16 protein-coding genes and 1 tRNA gene are annotated in these 16,713 nt (G+C 65.3%); 8 read left to right on the plus strand and 9 right to left on the minus strand.

Annotated features, from left to right (window positions below):
* Nucleotides 1-52 precede the first annotated feature (52 nt).
* Nucleotides 53-1,306 (plus strand): NAD(P)/FAD-dependent oxidoreductase, encoded by a 1,254-nt coding sequence (locus WFP44_RS11435; protein WP_336926690.1) that lies wholly within the window; start codon nt 53-55, stop codon nt 1,304-1,306.
* On the opposite strand, the gene queG is transcribed toward WFP44_RS11435, so the two are convergent.
* Complete coding sequence (queG, locus tag WFP44_RS11440; RefSeq protein ID WP_336926691.1) at nt 1,290-2,375, minus strand: tRNA epoxyqueuosine(34) reductase QueG; 1,086 nt, start codon at nt 2,373-2,375, stop codon at nt 1,290-1,292. The two genes, WFP44_RS11435 and queG, sit on opposite strands and share 17 nt — an antisense overlap.
* A 44-nt stretch (nt 2,376-2,419) precedes the next feature.
* Here queG and WFP44_RS11445 point away from each other — a divergent pair, with 44 nt between their 5' ends.
* Genes WFP44_RS11445 through msrB form a run of 3 tightly spaced genes read left to right on the plus strand, consistent with a single transcriptional unit; the run spans nt 2,420 to nt 5,158 of the window.
* Entirely contained in the window at nt 2,420-3,391 is a 972-nt protein-coding gene (locus WFP44_RS11445; RefSeq protein WP_336926692.1) for an ABC transporter ATP-binding protein, read from the plus strand.
* The gene (locus tag WFP44_RS11450; RefSeq protein WP_336926693.1) at nt 3,391-4,644 is read left to right on the plus strand and encodes an ABC transporter permease; all 1,254 of its coding nucleotides are present in this window, start codon (nt 3,391-3,393) and stop codon (nt 4,642-4,644) included. Before WFP44_RS11445 ends, WFP44_RS11450 begins: the two co-directional genes overlap by 1 nt.
* Before the next feature lie 13 nt (nt 4,645-4,657).
* A complete protein-coding gene (msrB, locus tag WFP44_RS11455; protein WP_336926694.1) occupies nt 4,658-5,158 on the plus strand; it encodes a peptide-methionine (R)-S-oxide reductase MsrB in 501 nt (166 codons plus the stop codon).
* On the opposite strand, the gene WFP44_RS11460 is transcribed toward msrB, so the two are convergent.
* From WFP44_RS11460 to WFP44_RS11475, 4 genes are all read right to left on the minus strand, one after another.
* The gene (locus WFP44_RS11460) at nt 5,118-6,911 is read right to left on the minus strand and encodes a hypothetical protein (RefSeq protein WP_336926695.1); all 1,794 of its coding nucleotides are present in this window, start codon (nt 6,909-6,911) and stop codon (nt 5,118-5,120) included. The two genes, msrB and WFP44_RS11460, sit on opposite strands and share 41 nt — an antisense overlap.
* Entirely contained in the window at nt 6,908-7,318 is a 411-nt protein-coding gene (locus tag WFP44_RS11465) for a GtrA family protein (RefSeq protein WP_336926696.1), read from the minus strand. The genes WFP44_RS11460 and WFP44_RS11465 overlap by 4 nt, the downstream gene beginning before the upstream one ends.
* Before the next feature lie 48 nt (nt 7,319-7,366).
* A complete protein-coding gene (locus WFP44_RS11470) occupies nt 7,367-8,959 on the minus strand; it encodes an NAD(P)/FAD-dependent oxidoreductase (protein WP_336926697.1) in 1,593 nt (530 codons plus the stop codon).
* A 112-nt stretch (nt 8,960-9,071) separates the two neighbouring features.
* The gene (locus WFP44_RS11475; protein WP_336926698.1) at nt 9,072-9,668 is read right to left on the minus strand and encodes a PilZ domain-containing protein; all 597 of its coding nucleotides are present in this window, start codon (nt 9,666-9,668) and stop codon (nt 9,072-9,074) included.
* 214 nt (nt 9,669-9,882) lie between these two features.
* On the opposite strand from WFP44_RS11475, the gene WFP44_RS11480 reads away from it, so the two are divergent.
* Both WFP44_RS11480 and WFP44_RS11485 read left to right on the plus strand, forming a co-directional pair.
* Entirely contained in the window at nt 9,883-11,205 is a 1,323-nt protein-coding gene (locus WFP44_RS11480) for an ABC1 kinase family protein (RefSeq protein ID WP_336926699.1), read from the plus strand.
* A 50-nt stretch (nt 11,206-11,255) separates the two neighbouring features.
* Nucleotides 11,256-11,340 (plus strand) — tRNA-Leu (locus tag WFP44_RS11485).
* Nucleotides 11,341-11,357: 17 nt separating this feature from the next.
* On the opposite strand, the gene WFP44_RS11490 is transcribed toward WFP44_RS11485, so the two are convergent.
* The 4 genes from WFP44_RS11490 to WFP44_RS11505 form a co-directional block, all read right to left on the minus strand.
* Nucleotides 11,358-12,476 carry a cobalamin-independent methionine synthase II family protein gene (locus tag WFP44_RS11490; protein WP_336926700.1) on the minus strand — a complete coding sequence of 373 codons (1,119 nt, stop codon included), beginning with the start codon at nt 12,474-12,476 and terminating at the stop codon, nt 11,358-11,360.
* Complete coding sequence (locus tag WFP44_RS11495; protein ID WP_336926701.1) at nt 12,473-13,510, minus strand: 5-methyltetrahydropteroyltriglutamate--homocysteine methyltransferase; 1,038 nt, start codon at nt 13,508-13,510, stop codon at nt 12,473-12,475. The genes WFP44_RS11490 and WFP44_RS11495 overlap by 4 nt, the downstream gene beginning before the upstream one ends.
* A gap of 14 nt (nt 13,511-13,524) precedes the next feature.
* Nucleotides 13,525-14,058, minus strand: coding sequence for a VOC family protein (locus tag WFP44_RS11500; protein ID WP_336926702.1), 534 nt, complete (start codon nt 14,056-14,058; stop codon nt 13,525-13,527).
* Nucleotides 14,059-14,152: 94 nt separating this feature from the next.
* Nucleotides 14,153-15,277: a CaiB/BaiF CoA transferase family protein gene (locus tag WFP44_RS11505; RefSeq protein ID WP_336926703.1), complete on the minus strand. Its 1,125-nt coding sequence runs from the start codon at nt 15,275-15,277 to the stop codon at nt 14,153-14,155.
* Nucleotides 15,278-15,327: 50 nt separating this feature from the next.
* Between WFP44_RS11505 and WFP44_RS11510 the strand changes: the two genes are divergently transcribed.
* Nucleotides 15,328-16,110 carry a citryl-CoA lyase gene (locus WFP44_RS11510; RefSeq protein ID WP_336926704.1) on the plus strand — a complete coding sequence of 261 codons (783 nt, stop codon included), beginning with the start codon at nt 15,328-15,330 and terminating at the stop codon, nt 16,108-16,110.
* A 5-nt stretch (nt 16,111-16,115) separates the two neighbouring features.
* The gene (locus WFP44_RS11515; protein WP_336926705.1) at nt 16,116-16,649 is read left to right on the plus strand and encodes a hypothetical protein; all 534 of its coding nucleotides are present in this window, start codon (nt 16,116-16,118) and stop codon (nt 16,647-16,649) included.
* The last annotated feature ends 64 nt before the right edge of the window (nt 16,650-16,713 follow it).

The following is a 16,713-nucleotide window of genomic DNA, read 5'->3' on the forward strand; positions in this document are numbered from 1 at the left end:
CTTGACGCGGATTGCTTGACCGGCGCCCCAAAGCTGGCAAACGCTGGGCCGCATGACAGACACCACCATGCCGCCTTCCGATAATCTGTCCGCCGATGTCGTGATCGTGGGCACCGGCCATGGCGGCGCGCAGGCGGCCATTTCGCTGCGCCAGAACGGCTATGCCGGGTCGATCCTGATGATCGGGCGCGACAAGGTGCCCCCGTATGAACGCCCGCCTTTGTCCAAGGAATATCTGGCGGGAGAAAAGCCGTTCGACCGGCTGCTGATCCGGCCCGAAGCCTTTTGGGCGGAAAAGAACATCGTGCTGAAGCTGGGGACATCGGTCACCCGCGTCGATCCTGATGCGCAGAAGCTCTCCCTCGCGGGCGGGGGGGCCGCCACTTATGGTGAACTGATCTGGGCCGCAGGGGGCGATGCGCGGCGGCTGTCCTGCCCCGGCGGCGATCTGGCGGGCGTCCACGCGGTGCGCGACAAGCGCGATGTGGATGCACTGGTTGCCGATCTGGCGGCGGGCAGGCGCCGCGTGGTGGTGGTGGGCGGCGGCTATATCGGGCTGGAAGCGGCCGCCGTGCTCACCAAGCTGGACTGCCAGGTCACTCTGCTCGAAGCATTGCCGCGCCTGTTGGCGCGCGTGGCAGGGGAAGACCTCTCCGCCTTCTTCGCCGCCGAGCACCGCGCGCATGGGGTTGATGTGCGGCTGGAAGCCACGCTGGAAGCGGTGCTGGGCGACGGGCGCGTTACCGGGGTCCGGCTGGCCGGTGGCGAGGACATCGCCTGCGACATGGTGGTGGTGGGGATCGGCATCGTGCCCGCGGTCGCCCCGCTCATCGCCGCAGGGGCAGCGGGCGCGAATGGCGTGGATGTGGACGAGTATTGCCACACCAGCCTGCCGCATATCCACGCGATCGGGGACTGCGCCGCCCATGCCAATCCCTATGCCGACGGCGCAGTTATTCGCCTGGAAAGCGTGCAGAACGCGCACGACATGGCGGACGTGGTGGCGCGCGCAATCTGCCGCCAGCCGGTTCCCTACGATGCGCTGCCCTGGTTCTGGTCGAACCAGTATGATCTGCGCCTGCAGACCGCGGGCCTCTCGCTGGGACATGACGCGGCGGTGTTGCGCGGCGATCCCGCCACGCGGAGCTTCTCGGTCATCTACCTCAAGGACGGGCGCGTGATTGCGGTGGATGCCGTCAACCGCACCAAGGATTATGTGCAGGGGCAGAAGCTGGTGAAGGCCCGCGCGGTGGTCGATGCGGCCGCGCTGGCGGATGAGAACGTCGCGCTCAGGGATCTGCTGTAAGCTTTGCAAAAGCCCAGTCGGCGGCTTCGGCCACCACCGGGTCTGCATCGCCGCGCAAGCCCGCGACCTGCTCCGCCAGCGCCGGATTCCGGCTGTTCCCCGCCGCGATCAGGCAGTTGCGCACAAACCGGTCGCGCCCGATGCGCTTGATCGGGCTGCCGGAAAACTTGGCCCGGAACGCCGCATCGTCCAGACGGAGCAATTCCGCCAGATCGGGCGCGGTCAATTCCTCGCGCGGGATGAAGGCCGCGTGGCGCGCGGCGGTATCGGCAAACTTGTTCCACGGGCACACTGCCAAACAATCGTCGCAACCATAGATGCGGTTGCCCATCGCAGGCCGAAACTCTTCCGGGATCGGCCCCTTGTGCTCGATGGTGAGGTAGGAAATACAGCGCCGCGCATCCAGCCGGTATGGCGCGGGGAAGGCATCGGTAGGGCAGGCGGTCTGGCAGGCGGTGCACGACCCGCAGCGATCACGCCCCGGCGGATCTGGTGCGAAAGGCAGCGTGCAATAGATCGCGCCCAGGAACAGCCAGCTGCCATGCTGGCGGCTGACCATGTTCGTATGCTTGCCCTGCCAGCCCAGCCCTGCCGCCTCGCCCAGCGGCTTTTCCATCACCGGGGCTGTATCGACAAACACCTTCAACGCCATGGCAAGGCCCATGCCTTCCGCCTCGGCCACCAGCCAGCGGGCGAGCGCCTTGGCCGCCTTCTTCAGCACATCGTGGTAATCGCGCCCCTGCGCATAGACCGAGATGCGCGCCTTTTCCGGATTGCCCTCCAGCGCGAGCGGATCGGCATCCGGCGCATAGGACATGGCGAGCGCAATCACGCTGGCGGCATCGGGCCACATACTTTGCGGCCCCTGCCGCACATCGGCGCGGTCGGCCATCCAGCCCATCGTGCCGTGATAGCCCAGCGCCAGCCACTCGTGCAGACGCGCGGCGCGCACCGGATCATCCGCCGCGGGCGCAAAGCCGATGGCGGCAAAGCCCAGCTCCGCCGCCTTGGCGCGAAGTGCAGCCTGCACGCGCGCAAGAGCGGCCCCCGTCTGGCCTGCGTTAACCATTATCGCACTTGCCCCTGTTCATTCTTGGCCTGTAACCCGGCGCCATGGCAATTGCGACACCGCAGCAGGACACTCCCCCCAGCGAACTGGCGATCGAGGCGCGCGGCCTTGTCAAACGGTTTGACGCGACATTGGCGGTGGACGGGGTGGACCTCACCGTGCGGCGCGGGTCGATCACCGGGATCCTTGGCCCCAATGGCGCGGGCAAGACCACGACCTTGCGGATGCTGCTGGGCATCATCGACCCCGACGAAGGCACCCGCCGCGTGCTGGGGCATGAAAACCCGCGCGATGTCGCCCGGCTGATCGGCTATCTGCCCGAAGAACGCGGCCTTTATCCGGCGATGAAGGCGGTGGAGGCGATTGCCTTCATGGGCGCTTTGCGCGGCCTGCCGCTGGCCGAAGGCCGCAAACGCGGGCGTGCGCTGCTGGAGGACCACGGCCTTGGCGAAGCAGCCGACCGGCAGATCCGCCATCTGTCCAAAGGCATGGCGCAGATTGTCCAGCTGCTCGGCACGCTGGTGCACGATCCGCAACTGGTCATCCTTGACGAACCGTTTTCGGGCCTCGACGCGATCAACCAGGGCAAGCTGGAAGTGCTGATCCGCGGGCTGGCCGACAGGGGGGTGACGGTGATCTTCTCCACCCACGTCATCGCCCATGCCGAGCGCCTGTGCGAAAGCATCGCCATCATCGCCGGGGGGCGCGTGCCCTTTGCCGGCCGCGTGGACGAGGCGCGCGACCGCATCCCCGCGCAGGTGCGGCTGGAAACCAGCGCGCATGATGGCCCGTGGCGCGCGGCCTTGCCCGACACCGCGCGGCAGGTGGGGCAGTTCTGGTTCTTCCCCCTGCCCGAAACCGGCGTGGAGCCGCTGCTGCGCGCGCTGATCGACGGGGAGGCCGGCATACAATCGCTGAGCATCGAGCGCGCCGGGCTGCACGATGCGTTCGTGGCGATTGCGGGGGAGGCTGCCGCTGCGCGCCTTGTCACCTCCGATGCGGGGGAGGAGGGTTGATGGCCTCCGCCCCCCAATCGTCTCGCCTGCCGCTGTGGCGCGCGGCCTATGTCGTGGCGCGGCGCGACTTCCTCGCCATCCTGATGAGCCGGGCTTTCATCTTCTTCCTGCTCGGCCCGCTGTTTCCCATCGTGGTGGGCGCGCTGGCGGGCGGCGTGGGCGCACAGGTGCAGAGCGAGGCCATGGTCGCCCGCGTCGGCATCGTCATGGACGAGCAGGACGCCGCCGCCATGATCGCCGCGCGCGATGCGCTGGCAAGCCAGGTGGGCGCCACCATCCCTCCCTTTGTCGCCATCGCGCCCTCGCCCGAGATTGACCCGGCCGCCATGCTGGAAAACCGCGAAGATCGCTTGGCGGCGATTGTCACCGGCTCCCTCGCCAGCCCGCGCCTCGTCGCTCCGCCGGGCAATCTGGAACGCTGGCAGGGCACGGTTGCGCTGATCGCCGCGAATGCCGCCGCCGGGCCACCGCCGGCCCTGCCGCAAGTCGCCGCCACGCCGGTTGCGACCAGCGGTGCGAGCGAGACGCGCGGCCGCATCCAGACCGCGCAGGCCGGGCAATTGCTGCTGTTCCTGCTCATCATGCTGCTGGCATCGATGGTGCTGTCCAATCTGGTCGAGGAAAAAGGCAACAAGATCATCGAAATCCTGGCCGCCGCCATCCCGATGGACGCGCTGTTCCTGGGCAAGCTGTTTGCGATGCTGGGCATATCGGTCGTCGGCATTACCGTGTGGGGCACTGTGGGTGCAGCCGGGTTGACGCTGGCGGGCCTTTCGCTGTCCGAATTCGCCAATCCGGGCGTGGGCTGGCCGCTGTTCTTTGCGCTGGGCGCGGCCTATTTCGCGATGGGCTACCTGCTGCTGGGATCGGTGTTCCTGGCGGTGGGATCCATGGCGGCAACGGTACGCGAAGTGCAGACGCTGTCGATGCCGGTCACCATGGCGCAGGTGCTGATCTTCTTCATCGCCAGCCTTGCTGTGACGCAGACCGGCACGGCGCTGGAATATGCCGCGATTGCCTTTCCGCTCTCCTCCCCCTTCGCCATGCTGGCCCGCGCCGCGGTGGACGAGGCGATCTGGCCGCATCTGCTGGCGCTGGCGTGGCAGGCGATGTGGGTGGCAATCTTCGTGCGCGCCGGTGCCAGCCTGTTCCGGCGCAAGGTGATGAAATCGGGTGCTGGCGGAAGCGGCAAGCCGCGCTCTATGAAAGTGCTGCTTGCCGGGTTATTCAGCCAAGGTTCGGGGAAGGGCTGACAGGAGAGTCTTCATGCCCGTTGATCGCCTTAATCGCCGCGCTGCACTCGGTTGGCTGTGCGCCGGCATCGCCCTGCCCGTGCTGGCCGCCTGCGGATCGCCCGCCAGCGCGCAGCAGAACTTTCGCATCCGCTATTCGGAGGAGGAATGGCGCCGCCGCCTGACACCCGAACAGTTCCGCGTGCTTCGGCAGGCGGGGACCGAGCGGCCCTATAGCTCGCCGCTGAATGACGAACGGCGCAACGGCACCTATCACTGCGCGGGCTGCGATACGGCCGTCTATTCCTCGCGCACCAAATACAACAGCCGCACCGGCTGGCCCAGCTTTTACCGCGAAGTGCCGCGATCGGTCGGTTATTCCACCGATTACCACCTCGGCTATCCGCGCCGCGAAGTGCATTGCGGCACCTGCGGCGGGCATCTGGGCCATGTGTTCGACGACGGCCCACCCCCCACTGGCAAGCGGCATTGCATCAACGGCGTGGCGCTGGTGTTCCGTCCGGCAGAGGCGTGACGCGGTAGAGCGAGAGGCCCGGCGGCAGACCGATATCCAGCGGTTCCAGCCACGCGGGCACTTCGCCCGCCGCCAGCCTTGCGGCAAGGCCATCGGGCGCACGGCGGGCATAGAGTCTTGGCTCGGCCAGTTCGTGGCAGATCAGCAGATAATCGGCACCGTGGCCGCGCACGATGGCTTCGGCTTCGGGCGGCGCGGCGATGAAGGCGGCGATCACATCATGCATGGCATCGGCAGCGCGGTGATGCGCGGTGGCGACCACGGCGTGGCGGCTGCCAGACAGGATCTGCGGCCCCACGTCGAGCGGTGCGAAAACCAGCCCCGCCGGCAAATGGTCGAGTTTCGCCGCGCTCTGCGCCAGCGCGCATTGCGATTGCGACACGGCGGGCGCCTTTTTGGGTGATCCGTCCAGTTGCGGCAACGCCGCCAAGACCATCGCGGCCGGAATGACCGGGGCGAGCAACGCAGCGATAAGCACGGCATGGCCAAACTTGGCCAGGGGGCGTGCACTTTCCACCGCGCGCGCCAGCAGGCCCGCGGCCAGCAGGCCTGTTGGCGGCAGCGCCATCGCGCCCACCATGGCGTTGGTGCGCAGCACCAGCAGGCCCGTAGCCACAGTGACCGCGAAGACGGTCAGATATTCGCGCCACACCGCCCGCTGCGCCGTGTTCTTGCCCGTGCGCATCTGCCAGATCATGACGCCCAACCCGACCAGCGCCGCCAGCAGCGCCGGCGCGACCAGCCCGAACGAGCCGCGCCAGATTGGCTGGCCTTCCACGACATTCACATACCAATAATCGCGCACCAGCGGATCGAGCATGGCAAACGGCCCGGCAGTGCAATACGGCGCGCTGATCAGGAAAGCTGCCAGCCCCGCCAGGCCCGCTGCGGCCAGCAGAACAAAATGCAGCAGCGGGGTTGCCCGCGTCGTGCGGGATACGGCAAAGGCGGCCAGCGCGGCGGATCCCATGGCGAGCAGGTAAGGCGGCGAAATCTGGTCGCAATGCGCCGCCAGATCGCCCGGCCCACGCGTCGCCAGCAGGATAGCCGCGCTCGTGGCGGCAAGGCTTGCGAGAAAGGCGGGAAGCGAACGGCGGTCCTCCTCCATCATCCAGCGCCACAGGCACACCAGCCCAAACCCGGCCGCCAGCGCCAGCACTTCCAGCGATACCGCCAGGCCCACTGCCAGGGCGGCCCCCGCCAGAGCGGCACCCTTCGCGCCGCGATGGCGCAGCAACAGGTAAAGTGCCAGCATCACGCACACGATCTGCCAACCGTGATGATCGATCCGCAGCGGACGCAATTGCACCCCCAGCATGGGCTGGAACACGATTCCCACGCAGGCCAGAATCGCGGCGGTGCGCCCGGCCAGCAGCGCGGTAAGCCGGCCTGCGATCATCACCAGCGCAAGCAAGGTCAGCGCGGGCACGATCACCATGGCGGCCTGCTCCGCCGACTGTGCACCGATCAGCGGGGTGAGCAGCACGATCACCCCTGCCAGCGGCAGATCGACCAGCCGCGACCAATGCATCAGCGTGCCGGCTGGCGGGTTGATGCGGTGCTGGGTCAGATCGAACCAGCTTTGCCCGGCCAGCAGATCGCGCACCTGCACCAGACGCAGGAAGTCATCGGGATCGGACAATTGCCACCCCGCGATGATGTCGCGGTTCATCCACAGTTGCAGCGCCCACGCCGCGGCCCACAGGCCAAGGCACAGCACCAGCGGAAAACGCGCAGATGCGGGGCTGCTCATGCGTGCAGACGGAATACGAAATGTGTGCGCATCAGCCAGGTGACGCTGAAGCTGACGCCCACCGCCACCAGTTTGGCAAGGCGCGGGTCAAGACCCAGCGTGTCACCCGCCCAGACAATGGCGAAAGTCAGGGCAAGGCCCAGCAGCGCGGAAATGACGAACAGCGCCTTTTGCCGCGTGCGCGCCAGGCCGCTTGTCGCCACGCTGTCGGCAAAGACCTTGCGGCTCGAAATCAGCCAGTGAACCAGAATGCCGAGACTGTAGCTGGCAGCAGAGGCAGGGGCGGCCATCGCGCCCATTGCCAGCAAGGCCAGGAAGCTGCCCATATCGGCGGCAAGCGCAATCACGCTGGCCCCGAAATAGCGGATCAGCTTCACCCGCCGCAGATGCTGGATCAGGTCGATCACGGTGCCCCCCTGTTGCCCCCTGTTGCCCTTTGCGCCGTTAGGTGCCGTTCAGGCCGCTTTGCGTGGCGCGCCTTTTTCGCCATCTGACACGCGCGTCGGCACATCGCGGACAGAGGCCAGCGCCGCCGCCTGATCGGGGGTGATCGCCGCTTCGCGCGCGGGAAGCTTGGCCTGCTCGCCTTCGTCGCCCGCCTCGTGATATTCGGCGTCTTCGTTCACGCACCAGGTGTCGTAGACGCGCTGGCCCGCAAGGATGTTCTCCACCGTCAGCATCGCGGTCATCATTGCGTGATCCTGGTTGTTGTAGCGGTGCATCCCGTTGCGGCCCACCAGATGCAGGCTGGGGAAACGCTCCTCCAGCTCGGCGCGCATGGCGGCGACATTGGCGGCGTAATCCTCGTCATAGACGGGGTAGGCCTTTTCCTGCCGCACCACCGCGCCGCCCACCACATCGGCAGGGTCGCACAGGCCCAGGATCGCCATTTCGCGCTTTGCCTGCTCGATGAGCGCTTCATCGGTGGACGACCACAAACCGTCACCTTCGAAACAGAAGTATTCGAGGCCAACGCAGGCAATGCTCTGGTCGGGCACCATTTCGGGCGACCACGAACGGAAGTTCTGCACCCGGCCCACCTGCACCTGGGAATCGTGGATATAGATCCAGTTGTCGGGGAACAGATCCTCGCTGCAGATCATCAGCGCCACGGTCAGGAAATCGCGGTATTTCAATTGGCTGGCTTCCAGCGTGGTGGCAGGCAGCGGATGCAGCCGCGCGGCCAGTTCGCGCATCGGCGCGCTGCTGATGGCGTGATCCGCGCGGATCACAATATCGCCATCGGGGCCGGTCGCGGTCATGCGCCAGCCGCCTTGCCCGTCATCCGCCAATTGCTTGAGACCATGGCCCATGATGACCTGCCCGCCCATCTCCACGATCCGGTCGCGCGCGGCGTCCCACATCATTCCGGGGCCAAGCCGCGGGTAGCGGAAGGTTTCGAGCAGCGTCTTGACTGCCTGCCCGTCATTCGGGCGCTTGTTCAGGCCAAGGCTGCGCTTGACCCCGTCCACCACCGCGCCCCACAGCGACAGGCCCTTGATCCGCTGCGCGGCCCAGTCGGCGCTCATCTCGTTGCAGGGCATCCCCCACACCTTCTCGGTATAGGTCTTGAAGAAGATCGAATAGAGCTTCTTGCCGAACTGGTTCGTCGTCCAGTCCTCGAAGCTCTTCACCTCGCGGATCGGGAACAGCTTGTACTGGAGGTAGCTCAGCATACACAGCGAGGAGCGCCACAGGCCCAGATTGCGCAGCGCCTCGAACGCGCGCAGCGGGTAGGAGTAGAACTTGCCCTCGTAATAGATGCGGCTCATCCGCGGACGCTGGATGAAATCATCGGGCAGGATCTCGTTCCAGAGGTCGACCACGGCCTGGCTTTTGGAAAAGAAGCGGTGGCCGCCAATGTCGAAGCGATAACCTTCGTGCTCCACCGTGCGGCTGATGCCGCCGACATAGTGCGCGTCCTTTTCGATGATGACAACCTTCTTGCCCGCCTTGGCCAGCAGATAGCCCGCCGTCAGGCCCGCAGGCCCGGCGCCGATGATTGCCACATCGGCCGTGATCTCTCCTGCCGCAACGCCCGCCTTCATGTCCATGAGAACCCCCGGTGTGTGTGTCTTGGCCGGAGGTGAAGGAAAATGGTTAGGGGGTGGTTAACGGCCGGCAAGGTTTTGCCGCCCGACGCGTGATATCAGGCGGCCATCAGGCCACGACACGCGATGCGGGATAACCCTGCATCGCGGCCACGATGCGCGCCATGTCGCCGAACTGAAATGTGTCTTCGAATACAAGGCCATAGGTCACGCCGTCGCGCCAGCGCACCTTGGCGTGGACTTCGCCCAGATGCGGCGCGCACAGCCGCACGCGCTGGTCGATGGCAAAGCGGGTGGGCGATACGATCTTGGCACCCTGCTGCGATATGTCATACAGCGTCGCCTCGGCTTCCACCGCGCCGGAAACAAGGCGCACCGGCGCGCAGAAGGCCGCGCGCACGGGCCGCTTGGCAAAGCGGCTGGGACATTCGATGATGCGCGCGATATCCACCGGCTGGCGAAATTTCAGACCCGCCCGGTCTTCGCTCTGCCAGACAAGCTCCAGTGGGTAGCCATCGCCGTTCTGCAATTCCAGCTCCAGCTCCTGCCCTTCGGGCAGCGGATGGAACAGGCGCAGGCTGATGCCCGTTTCCGACGCATCGCGCACGATGCAGAGAAACTCGGCCTCGCCGCAGCGCAGCTTGGCCGCCCGTATCAATATGGTGAAACGCGGCGCGGCGCGCTGTTCGGCGGCAGACGCAACCATGGGCATGGCGTGCGCCGGGGCGGGGCTCACAGGCAAGGCATCGTGCATGGCATATCCGATCCTTCACGCGCCGCCTGCCCCAACAGGACGCCGCAACCATTGCAGGGTGAACCCTAATCCCCGATTGGTTGCTGAACCGCTAACGAGCACCGGCCAGGCCATGCGGCCTTCGGGGCATCTGGCGCAGTCTGGGCGCCGCGCCTATCTGCCCGCCATGACCGACCGTCCCCGCTCTGGCGGATACCGTGTGCCGCACGGCCGCCTCTCGCGCCTCAGCCAGTTCGGGCGGCTTGCGGGCGGCGTGGCGGGCGGCGTGCTGATGGAAGGCGCGCGGCGGCTGGCCGAGGGGAACCGCCCGCACTTTCGCGACCTGCTGCTCACCCCCGGCAATGTCAGCACCGTGGTGGAACGGCTGGCGCATCTACGCGGCGCGGCGATGAAGCTGGGGCAGATGGTGTCGATGGATGCAGGCGATGTGCTGCCCGCAGACCTCGCGCAGATCATGGCGCGGCTGCGCGACAGCGCGCACCATATGCCCCCAGCGCAGCTGCAAAAGGTGCTGAGCGCGCAATGGGGCAAGGACTGGCGCACCCGCTTCACCCTGTTCGACGCGCGCCCGGTTGCGGCGGCCTCCATCGGGCAAGTGCACCGCGCCATCACGCGCGACGGGCGCGAACTGGCGATCAAGGTGCAGTATCCCGGCGTGCGGGAAAGCATCGATGCCGATGTCGACAATGTCGCAACGCTGCTGCGCATCTCGAACCTGCTGCCCGCCAGCGTGGACATCGCGCCCTTGCTGGTCGAGGCGAAGCGGCAATTGGCGGAAGAGGCCGATTACCTGCGCGAAGCGGCGCAGATGCAGCGTTTCGCCGCATTGCTGGCGGATGATCCGCAGGTGGTGGTGCCCGAACTGGCCGAGGATTTCACCACGCCAAATGTGCTGGCGATGAGCTTTGTCTCCGGCCATCCGATCGAAGCGCTGGAAAGCGCCCCGCAGGACACGCGCGATGCAGTGATGGCGCGGATGATCGCGCTGGTGCTGCGCGAATTGTTCGAATTCGGCATGATGCAGACCGATCCCAATTTCGCCAATTTCCGCTATCAGCCCGCTACGGGGCGGGTCGTGCTGCTCGATTTCGGCGCAGCGCGCGCCGTGGCTCCCTCAACCGCGCAAGGCTATCGCCGCCTTCTGGCCGCCGGTCTGGCGGGGGAACGCGATGCGGTGCGCGATGCGGCGGTGGCAGCGGGCTTCATGGGGCAGGGCGCGGTAGATCGCCATCCGGCGAAGGTGAACCGGATGATCGACGTGATCCTGGCCGAAATGAACCGCCCGGGCGCTTTCGATTTCGGTGACCGGCGCTTTGTCGCCACCTTGCGCGAAGAAGGCATGGCCATCGCCGCCGACCGCGCCACCTGGCACGTGCCGCCCGCCGATCTGCTGTTCGTGCAGCGCAAGATCAGCGGCACCGCGCTGCTTGCCGCCCGGCTGAAAGCGCGGGTGGATGTGCGCAGCATGGTGGAGAAGTGGGTCGTCTGAACCCCTTCGCTTGCGATAAGCGGCGATACAGGCGAAAGAGCGCGCAAGTGGCGGGCGTGGCGGAATGGTAGACGCCGGGGACTTAAAATCCCCTGAGCCTTGCTCGTGCGGGTTCGAGTCCCGCCGCCCGCACCAACTTTTCCGCGCAGTGCTTACCAGTAGCGCCGCGACGCAATCTCCGCCCCTTGCGCCAGCGCGGCCAGCTTGGCCCAGATGACTTCGGCATCCAGATTGTTGCTGCCGGCGTGCACCGAAAAGCCGCAATCCACCCCGGCCATCACCCTCTCGCGCCCCAGCAGATCGGCATAGCGGCCAATGCGCTGCGCGATGAGGTCGGGGTGTTCGACATAGGGGCTTTGCGGTTCGATCATGCCGGGGCACAGCACCTTGCCTTCGGGCAGGGGATGCTCCTCGAAGAAGGCGAATTCGTGCGCGTGGCGCGGATTCGCCCCTTCCAGCAGCACTGCCTGTGGGCGGGCCGACCAGACGATGTCGGCAATATCGGCCAGTGGCACATCATGCGTGTGCGGGCCGGGATAATTGCCCCAGCACAGATGCATCCGGCACTGCTCCGCCGGGATATTGCGCAGCGCGTGGTTGAGCGCGGCAACATTCATCCCGATGCGCTTGCGGAAATCCTCCAGCGACAAATGCGTGAACTGGACATGGCGGCCCATCGCCAGATCGGGGCAATCGACCTGCAAGGTGATGCCCGCCGCCGCGATGGTTTCGTATTCGTGGCGCAGCCCTTCGGCCAGGGCAAAGACATATTCCTCGTCGCTCGCGTAATACTGGTTGGGGAAGAACAGCGCGGTCACGCCCGGGCTGGCGGCGGACATGAAGGTTTCGCAGCCTTCCGCCAGCCGGGTGAGCCGCGCGGCATCTTCGCGCGGCGCCTCCATATCGATCACTTCGATGGGCGCGGTGCAGGCGGGCGCGCTGCGTTTTGCCCGGCCCCTGTTGCCGAAGACCTGCGCCTTGGCACCGGGGAAATCTTCCAGATCGGCAAATTCATATTGCCCCGCCTCCCCGCCAAAGCCCGACAGGCGGTGCTTGATATAGGTGGCATAGCTGGGCTTGGACATCTCGCCATCGCCCAGCACGGTAATGCCCGCCTGCCGTTGCCGCGCCATGACGTAAGCGGTCGCCCGGTCGATCGCCTCATCCAGCGCGCCCTCGTCCACCGCTTCGCCGCCTTCACGGGCCAGCATCAGGTCGAGCAGATAATCGGGCCGCGGCAGGCTGCCGGTATGCGTGGTCTTGAAGCTCATGCCAGCTCCGCCCGCACGATCGCCGCACCTTGCGCCATCGCCTGCATCTTGCCGAAGGCCACTTCGCGCGGAAGGTATTTGAGGCCGCAATCGGGCGCCACGATCACTTTCTCTGCCGGCACGTGCGGCAAGGCGCGGCGGATCCGCGCGGCAACCAGATCAGGCGTTTCCACTTCATGCGTCGACAGGTCGAGCACGCCGAGGATGATCGTCTTGCCCGGCAGCTTTTCCAGTACGCTGGTGTCCAGATTGCTCTGCGCGGTTTCGATGCTGATCTGCTGCACATCGCTGGCCGCCAGTTCGGGCAGGAAGGAATAGCCTTCGGGCCGTTCATGGATCAAATGGGCATAGCCAAAGCAGATGTGCAGCGCTGTCGTTCCCTCGATCCCCTTCAGCGCGCGTTCGAGCGCCTTGAGGCCATAGGCGCGCGCCTTGTCGGGCCGGGCCTGCATATAGGGTTCGTCCAGTTGCACCACATCCGCGCCGGCGGCAAACAGATCGCGGATTTCGGCGTTCACGGCGCCGGCATAGGCGAGCGCCAGCGCTTCGGGATCGCCGTAATAGTCGTCCTGTGCCTGTTGGCTCATGGTGAAGGGGCCGGGCACGGTGATCTTGATCGCCTTGCCGGGCGAGGCATGGGTGCGCAGGAATTCAACATCGCGCACCTGCACCGCATGGCGGCGGCTGATTTCGCCCACCACGCGCGGCACCGGAACCGGCTCGCCCGACCGGTCGAGCGCGGTGCCGTGATTGTCCATGTCCACTCCGTTCAGCGCGGTGGCGAAACGGTTGGAATAGCTTTCGCGCCGCATTTCGCCATCGGTGATGATGTCGAGCCCGGCGCGCTCCTGCTCGTGAATGGCGTAGATCGTGGCATCGTCCCAGGCCTCCTCCAGAAACGCCTCGGGGATGCGCCACAATTCCTTCTGGCGGGTGCGCGGGGGAAAGCGTCCGGCCAGCTTGGCACGGTCGATCAGCCATTCGGGCTGGGCGTAGGAGCCGACCAGCGCGGTCGGCAGCAGGGGCATGGTCATCCGAGCAGGGCCACTTACGCGGCTTCTTCGCTGCGGAAGGTGTTGTTGCTCGTCCAGTCGCCCGCCAGCCAGCGCTTGAGTTCCGCATGGGCATTGGCGCGCCGCGCGGCATCGCCTGCCGCCGCACGCGGATCGTCGCAGGTGAACTCCACCGTCATGCCATTGGGATCGACGACATAGACCGAGCGGCAATAGCCATGTTCGAGCACATAGGTCGCCTCCAGCCCGGCATCCTTGATGCGCTGTTCGACCTGCTGCTGAAACTCCTCGTCCACCGCCAGCGCCAGATGCACGAACGGGGTTTGCGGCATATCGGGGACGAACAGCTCCTCGTCCTCCTTGTCGGCAAACTGGAAGAAGGCCAGCGCGCCGCCATCGGCAATGCCGAAGAAGCAGTGGCAATAGGTGCGCTCCTTGCCGAACAGCATATCGCTTTCGCACCAGGTGGCGACCAGCGGCAGGCCGAGGATATCCTCGTAGAAATGGCGCGTCGCTTCCATGTCCTTGGTGACATAGGCGGTGTGGTGCAGGCGGCTTGGCAGCTTCATCGTATCCTCTCCCCCATTTCCCGTATGCGGCCGATTCCGTGCGGCCTTTTTATCGGGGCAGCCTATCAAATCCGTGGGCCTTGGCAATTGCGCGCTATTTCCGGCCCAGAATCGCGGCATTGTCCGCGCCCAGTTCAGGCGGCGGGGTGACGCTGTCCTGCGCCTCGCCGTCAAAGCGGATGGGGCTGCGGATGGTGCGGAAGCGGCCGCGCGGCCCTTCGCCTTCCACCACCAGCTTGTGATGCGCGGCCAGTTCGCCCTCGACCACTTCCTTGCTGGTATAGACCGCGCTGTGCGGCACTTCGAGGCGGGTCAGCCGCGCCTCCCAATGGGCCCTTGGCTGCGTAGCGAATATCGGCGCGAGGAAATCGACCACCTTCTCGTAATTGGCGATGCGCGCGGGGCGGCTTTCGAATTCGGGGAGCTTCAGCATATCGGGTTCACCCACCGCCTCGGCCAGATTCTCCCAGAACTTCGGGGGAGAGGACATATGCAGCGCAATCCAGCCGCCATCGGCGCACTGGAAGACATAGGACTGGCTGACATGCGGGCGGCTCCACGGCCCCATCACTTCATCGACCGAAAGGTAATGGGTGAAATCGTCGAGGTTGAAGTGGCTCATCGCCTCGAACATCGAGGTCTCCACGCGCCGGCCCTTGCCCGTCCTCTCCCGCTCATACAGCGCGGCGAGCACGCCATAGGCGGCGTAAAAGCCCGTTACCGCATCGCCGATGGCGGGGCCGACCACGCGCGGATTGGCGGGGTTGACCAGCAGCCGCAGAAAGCCGGTGGCCGCCTGCGACACGGTGTCGAAAGCGGGCCGGTCCTTCCACGGCCCGTCATTGCCAAAGCCGGAAATGTCCACATAGATCAGCCGCCGATTGATACCCTGCAACCGCTCCGCCCCCACGCCGAGGCGATCCGCCACGCCGGGGCGGAAATTCTGGATGAAGACATCGGCACCCTTCACCAGCTCGTCAAACGCGGCCAGATCTTCTGGCAGCTTGGTGTTGAGCGTGATCGACTTCTTGCCCCGGTTATAGGTCTGGAAATGCGGGGAATAGAGGTCGCCCTTGAAGGCACGGAAGGGGTCGCCCGTTTCGGGCATTTCCACCTTGATCACCTCCGCCCCAAGGTCCGCCAACAGCATCCCGCAGGCAGGGCCGGTGATGAATGTTCCCATGTCGAGCACGCGAAGCCCTGCGAGCGGTCTTGCCATTTGTCTCTCCCTCAACGAAGCATCGCTAAAGCCGTAAAGGGGAGAGAGCAATGCGCATCGGCAAGCAGGACCAGCCGTTTTCCGCCATCTGCACATCGGATGCCGACAGCATCACCGTGCGCGGGCTGGATCTGTGCGAGGACATTATCGGCAAGTTCGATTTCTCCTCCTACTTCTGGTTTCTGGTGACGGGCCAGCAGCCGGACGAGAACCAGAGCTTTTTCCTCAACGCCGTGCTGTGCGCGCTGGCCGAACACGGCCTTGTGCCTTCGGTGGTGGCTGCGCGCATGACGCTGGCCGCTGCGCCCGAAGCGGTGCAGGGCGCGGTGGCGGCGGGGCTGCTGGGCTGCGGCAGCGTGGTGCTGGGCAGCGCGGAGGTGGCAGGACGCTTCTACGCCAAATGCGTGGCGGACCAGCGGGCTTCGGGCGATGACCTCAACACCGTGGCGGTGCGCCAGATCACCGAGCTGCGGCAGACCACCAAGGCCATCCCCGGCTTCGGCCACCCGCAACACTCGGCAGGCGACCCGCGCGCCAATCTGCTGCTCAAACTGGCCGACGAACGCGGGGTGAGCGGCGAACATGTGGCGATGATGCGCGCGCTGCAAGCCGCGCTGCCGGAGACGATCGGGCGGAGCCTGCCGGTCAACGTCAACGGGCCGATCCCGGCGATCATGCTGGATTTGGGTTGGCCGGTGGCGGCACTGAAAGGCATCGGCCTGCTGTGCCGCACGGCGGGCCTGATCGGCCACCTGACCGAAGAGGCGACACGGCCCATCGGCTTTGTGATGAGCGGGGCTGCGGCGCAGGTGATTGGGTATGATGGGGAGTGATAGCAATGGCGATCTCGAAAAACCCACGGAGCACTAATGCCCGGCCGGAATTATTGGAGGCGCGACCAGATCTTGCAGAATTTCTTCATTACCTTGATGCTCTGAATGCAGAATCAGCAAGAGGGGCAGTATTGATCGCTGGCACTTTCATAGAAAAGCTACTCCATGAGGCCATCGACGCATTTCTGATTGGAGGAAAATCTAAAAAAAAGCTTTTAGAGGAAAGCAACGCGCCCATCGGAGATTTTTATTCCAAAATTCTCCTCTCGCAAGCCCTTGGATTGATATCCGACTTAGAAGCAGCCGAATGCACAATTGTTCGAAAAATTAGAAACAGATTTGCACACGACATTCGAGTAAATTTTACCGACGATTCGATCATAAACCTCTGCAAAAATATGAAAATGAGTCCAATACCGAATTTTGTTGGCTCAGATTCTGCGTTTCTGATTTTTTCTACGGCTACCCACACACTTGCCGTTAGACTCCTAAATCGCGCCAAGCGTGTGTCGGAGGTCAGTCTGGTTAGGCCGTGTTGACAAAAGGGATTCCCAAACCCGGTTGGTTCTGATTCAAGACTGCCTTTTTGAGGAGCAGTCATGG

The organism is Alteraurantiacibacter palmitatis, assembly GCF_037154115.1.
In the GTDB taxonomy this organism is placed as follows: Bacteria; Pseudomonadota; Alphaproteobacteria; order Sphingomonadales; family Sphingomonadaceae; genus Alteraurantiacibacter; species Alteraurantiacibacter palmitatis.

What these genes read in the sequence shown, in the direction of transcription:
- WFP44_RS11490 (WP_336926700.1), bottom strand. Translation starts at nt 12,476, where the DNA reads ATGAGCTTCAAGACCACGCATACCGGCAGCCTGCCGCGGCCCGATTAT.
- WFP44_RS11435 (WP_336926690.1), top strand. Translation starts at nt 53, where the DNA reads ATGACAGACACCACCATGCCGCCTTCCGATAATCTGTCCGCCGATGTC.
- WFP44_RS11470 (WP_336926697.1), bottom strand. Translation starts at nt 8,959, where the DNA reads ATGAAGGCGGGCGTTGCGGCAGGAGAGATCACGGCCGATGTGGCAATC.
- WFP44_RS11500 (WP_336926702.1), bottom strand. Translation starts at nt 14,058, where the DNA reads ATGAAGCTGCCAAGCCGCCTGCACCACACCGCCTATGTCACCAAGGAC.
- queG (WP_336926691.1), bottom strand. Translation starts at nt 2,375, where the DNA reads ATGGTTAACGCAGGCCAGACGGGGGCCGCTCTTGCGCGCGTGCAGGCT.
- msrB (WP_336926694.1), top strand. Translation starts at nt 4,658, where the DNA reads ATGCCCGTTGATCGCCTTAATCGCCGCGCTGCACTCGGTTGGCTGTGC.
- WFP44_RS11480 (WP_336926699.1), top strand. Translation starts at nt 9,883, where the DNA reads ATGACCGACCGTCCCCGCTCTGGCGGATACCGTGTGCCGCACGGCCGC.
- WFP44_RS11505 (WP_336926703.1), bottom strand. Translation starts at nt 15,277, where the DNA reads ATGGCAAGACCGCTCGCAGGGCTTCGCGTGCTCGACATGGGAACATTC.
- WFP44_RS11515 (WP_336926705.1), top strand. Translation starts at nt 16,116, where the DNA reads ATGGCGATCTCGAAAAACCCACGGAGCACTAATGCCCGGCCGGAATTA.
- WFP44_RS11450 (WP_336926693.1), top strand. Translation starts at nt 3,391, where the DNA reads ATGGCCTCCGCCCCCCAATCGTCTCGCCTGCCGCTGTGGCGCGCGGCC.
- WFP44_RS11460 (WP_336926695.1), bottom strand. Translation starts at nt 6,911, where the DNA reads ATGAGCAGCCCCGCATCTGCGCGTTTTCCGCTGGTGCTGTGCCTTGGC.
- WFP44_RS11510 (WP_336926704.1), top strand. Translation starts at nt 15,328, where the DNA reads ATGCGCATCGGCAAGCAGGACCAGCCGTTTTCCGCCATCTGCACATCG.
- WFP44_RS11495 (WP_336926701.1), bottom strand. Translation starts at nt 13,510, where the DNA reads ATGACCATGCCCCTGCTGCCGACCGCGCTGGTCGGCTCCTACGCCCAG.
- WFP44_RS11475 (WP_336926698.1), bottom strand. Translation starts at nt 9,668, where the DNA reads ATGGTTGCGTCTGCCGCCGAACAGCGCGCCGCGCCGCGTTTCACCATA.
- WFP44_RS11445 (WP_336926692.1), top strand. Translation starts at nt 2,420, where the DNA reads ATGGCAATTGCGACACCGCAGCAGGACACTCCCCCCAGCGAACTGGCG.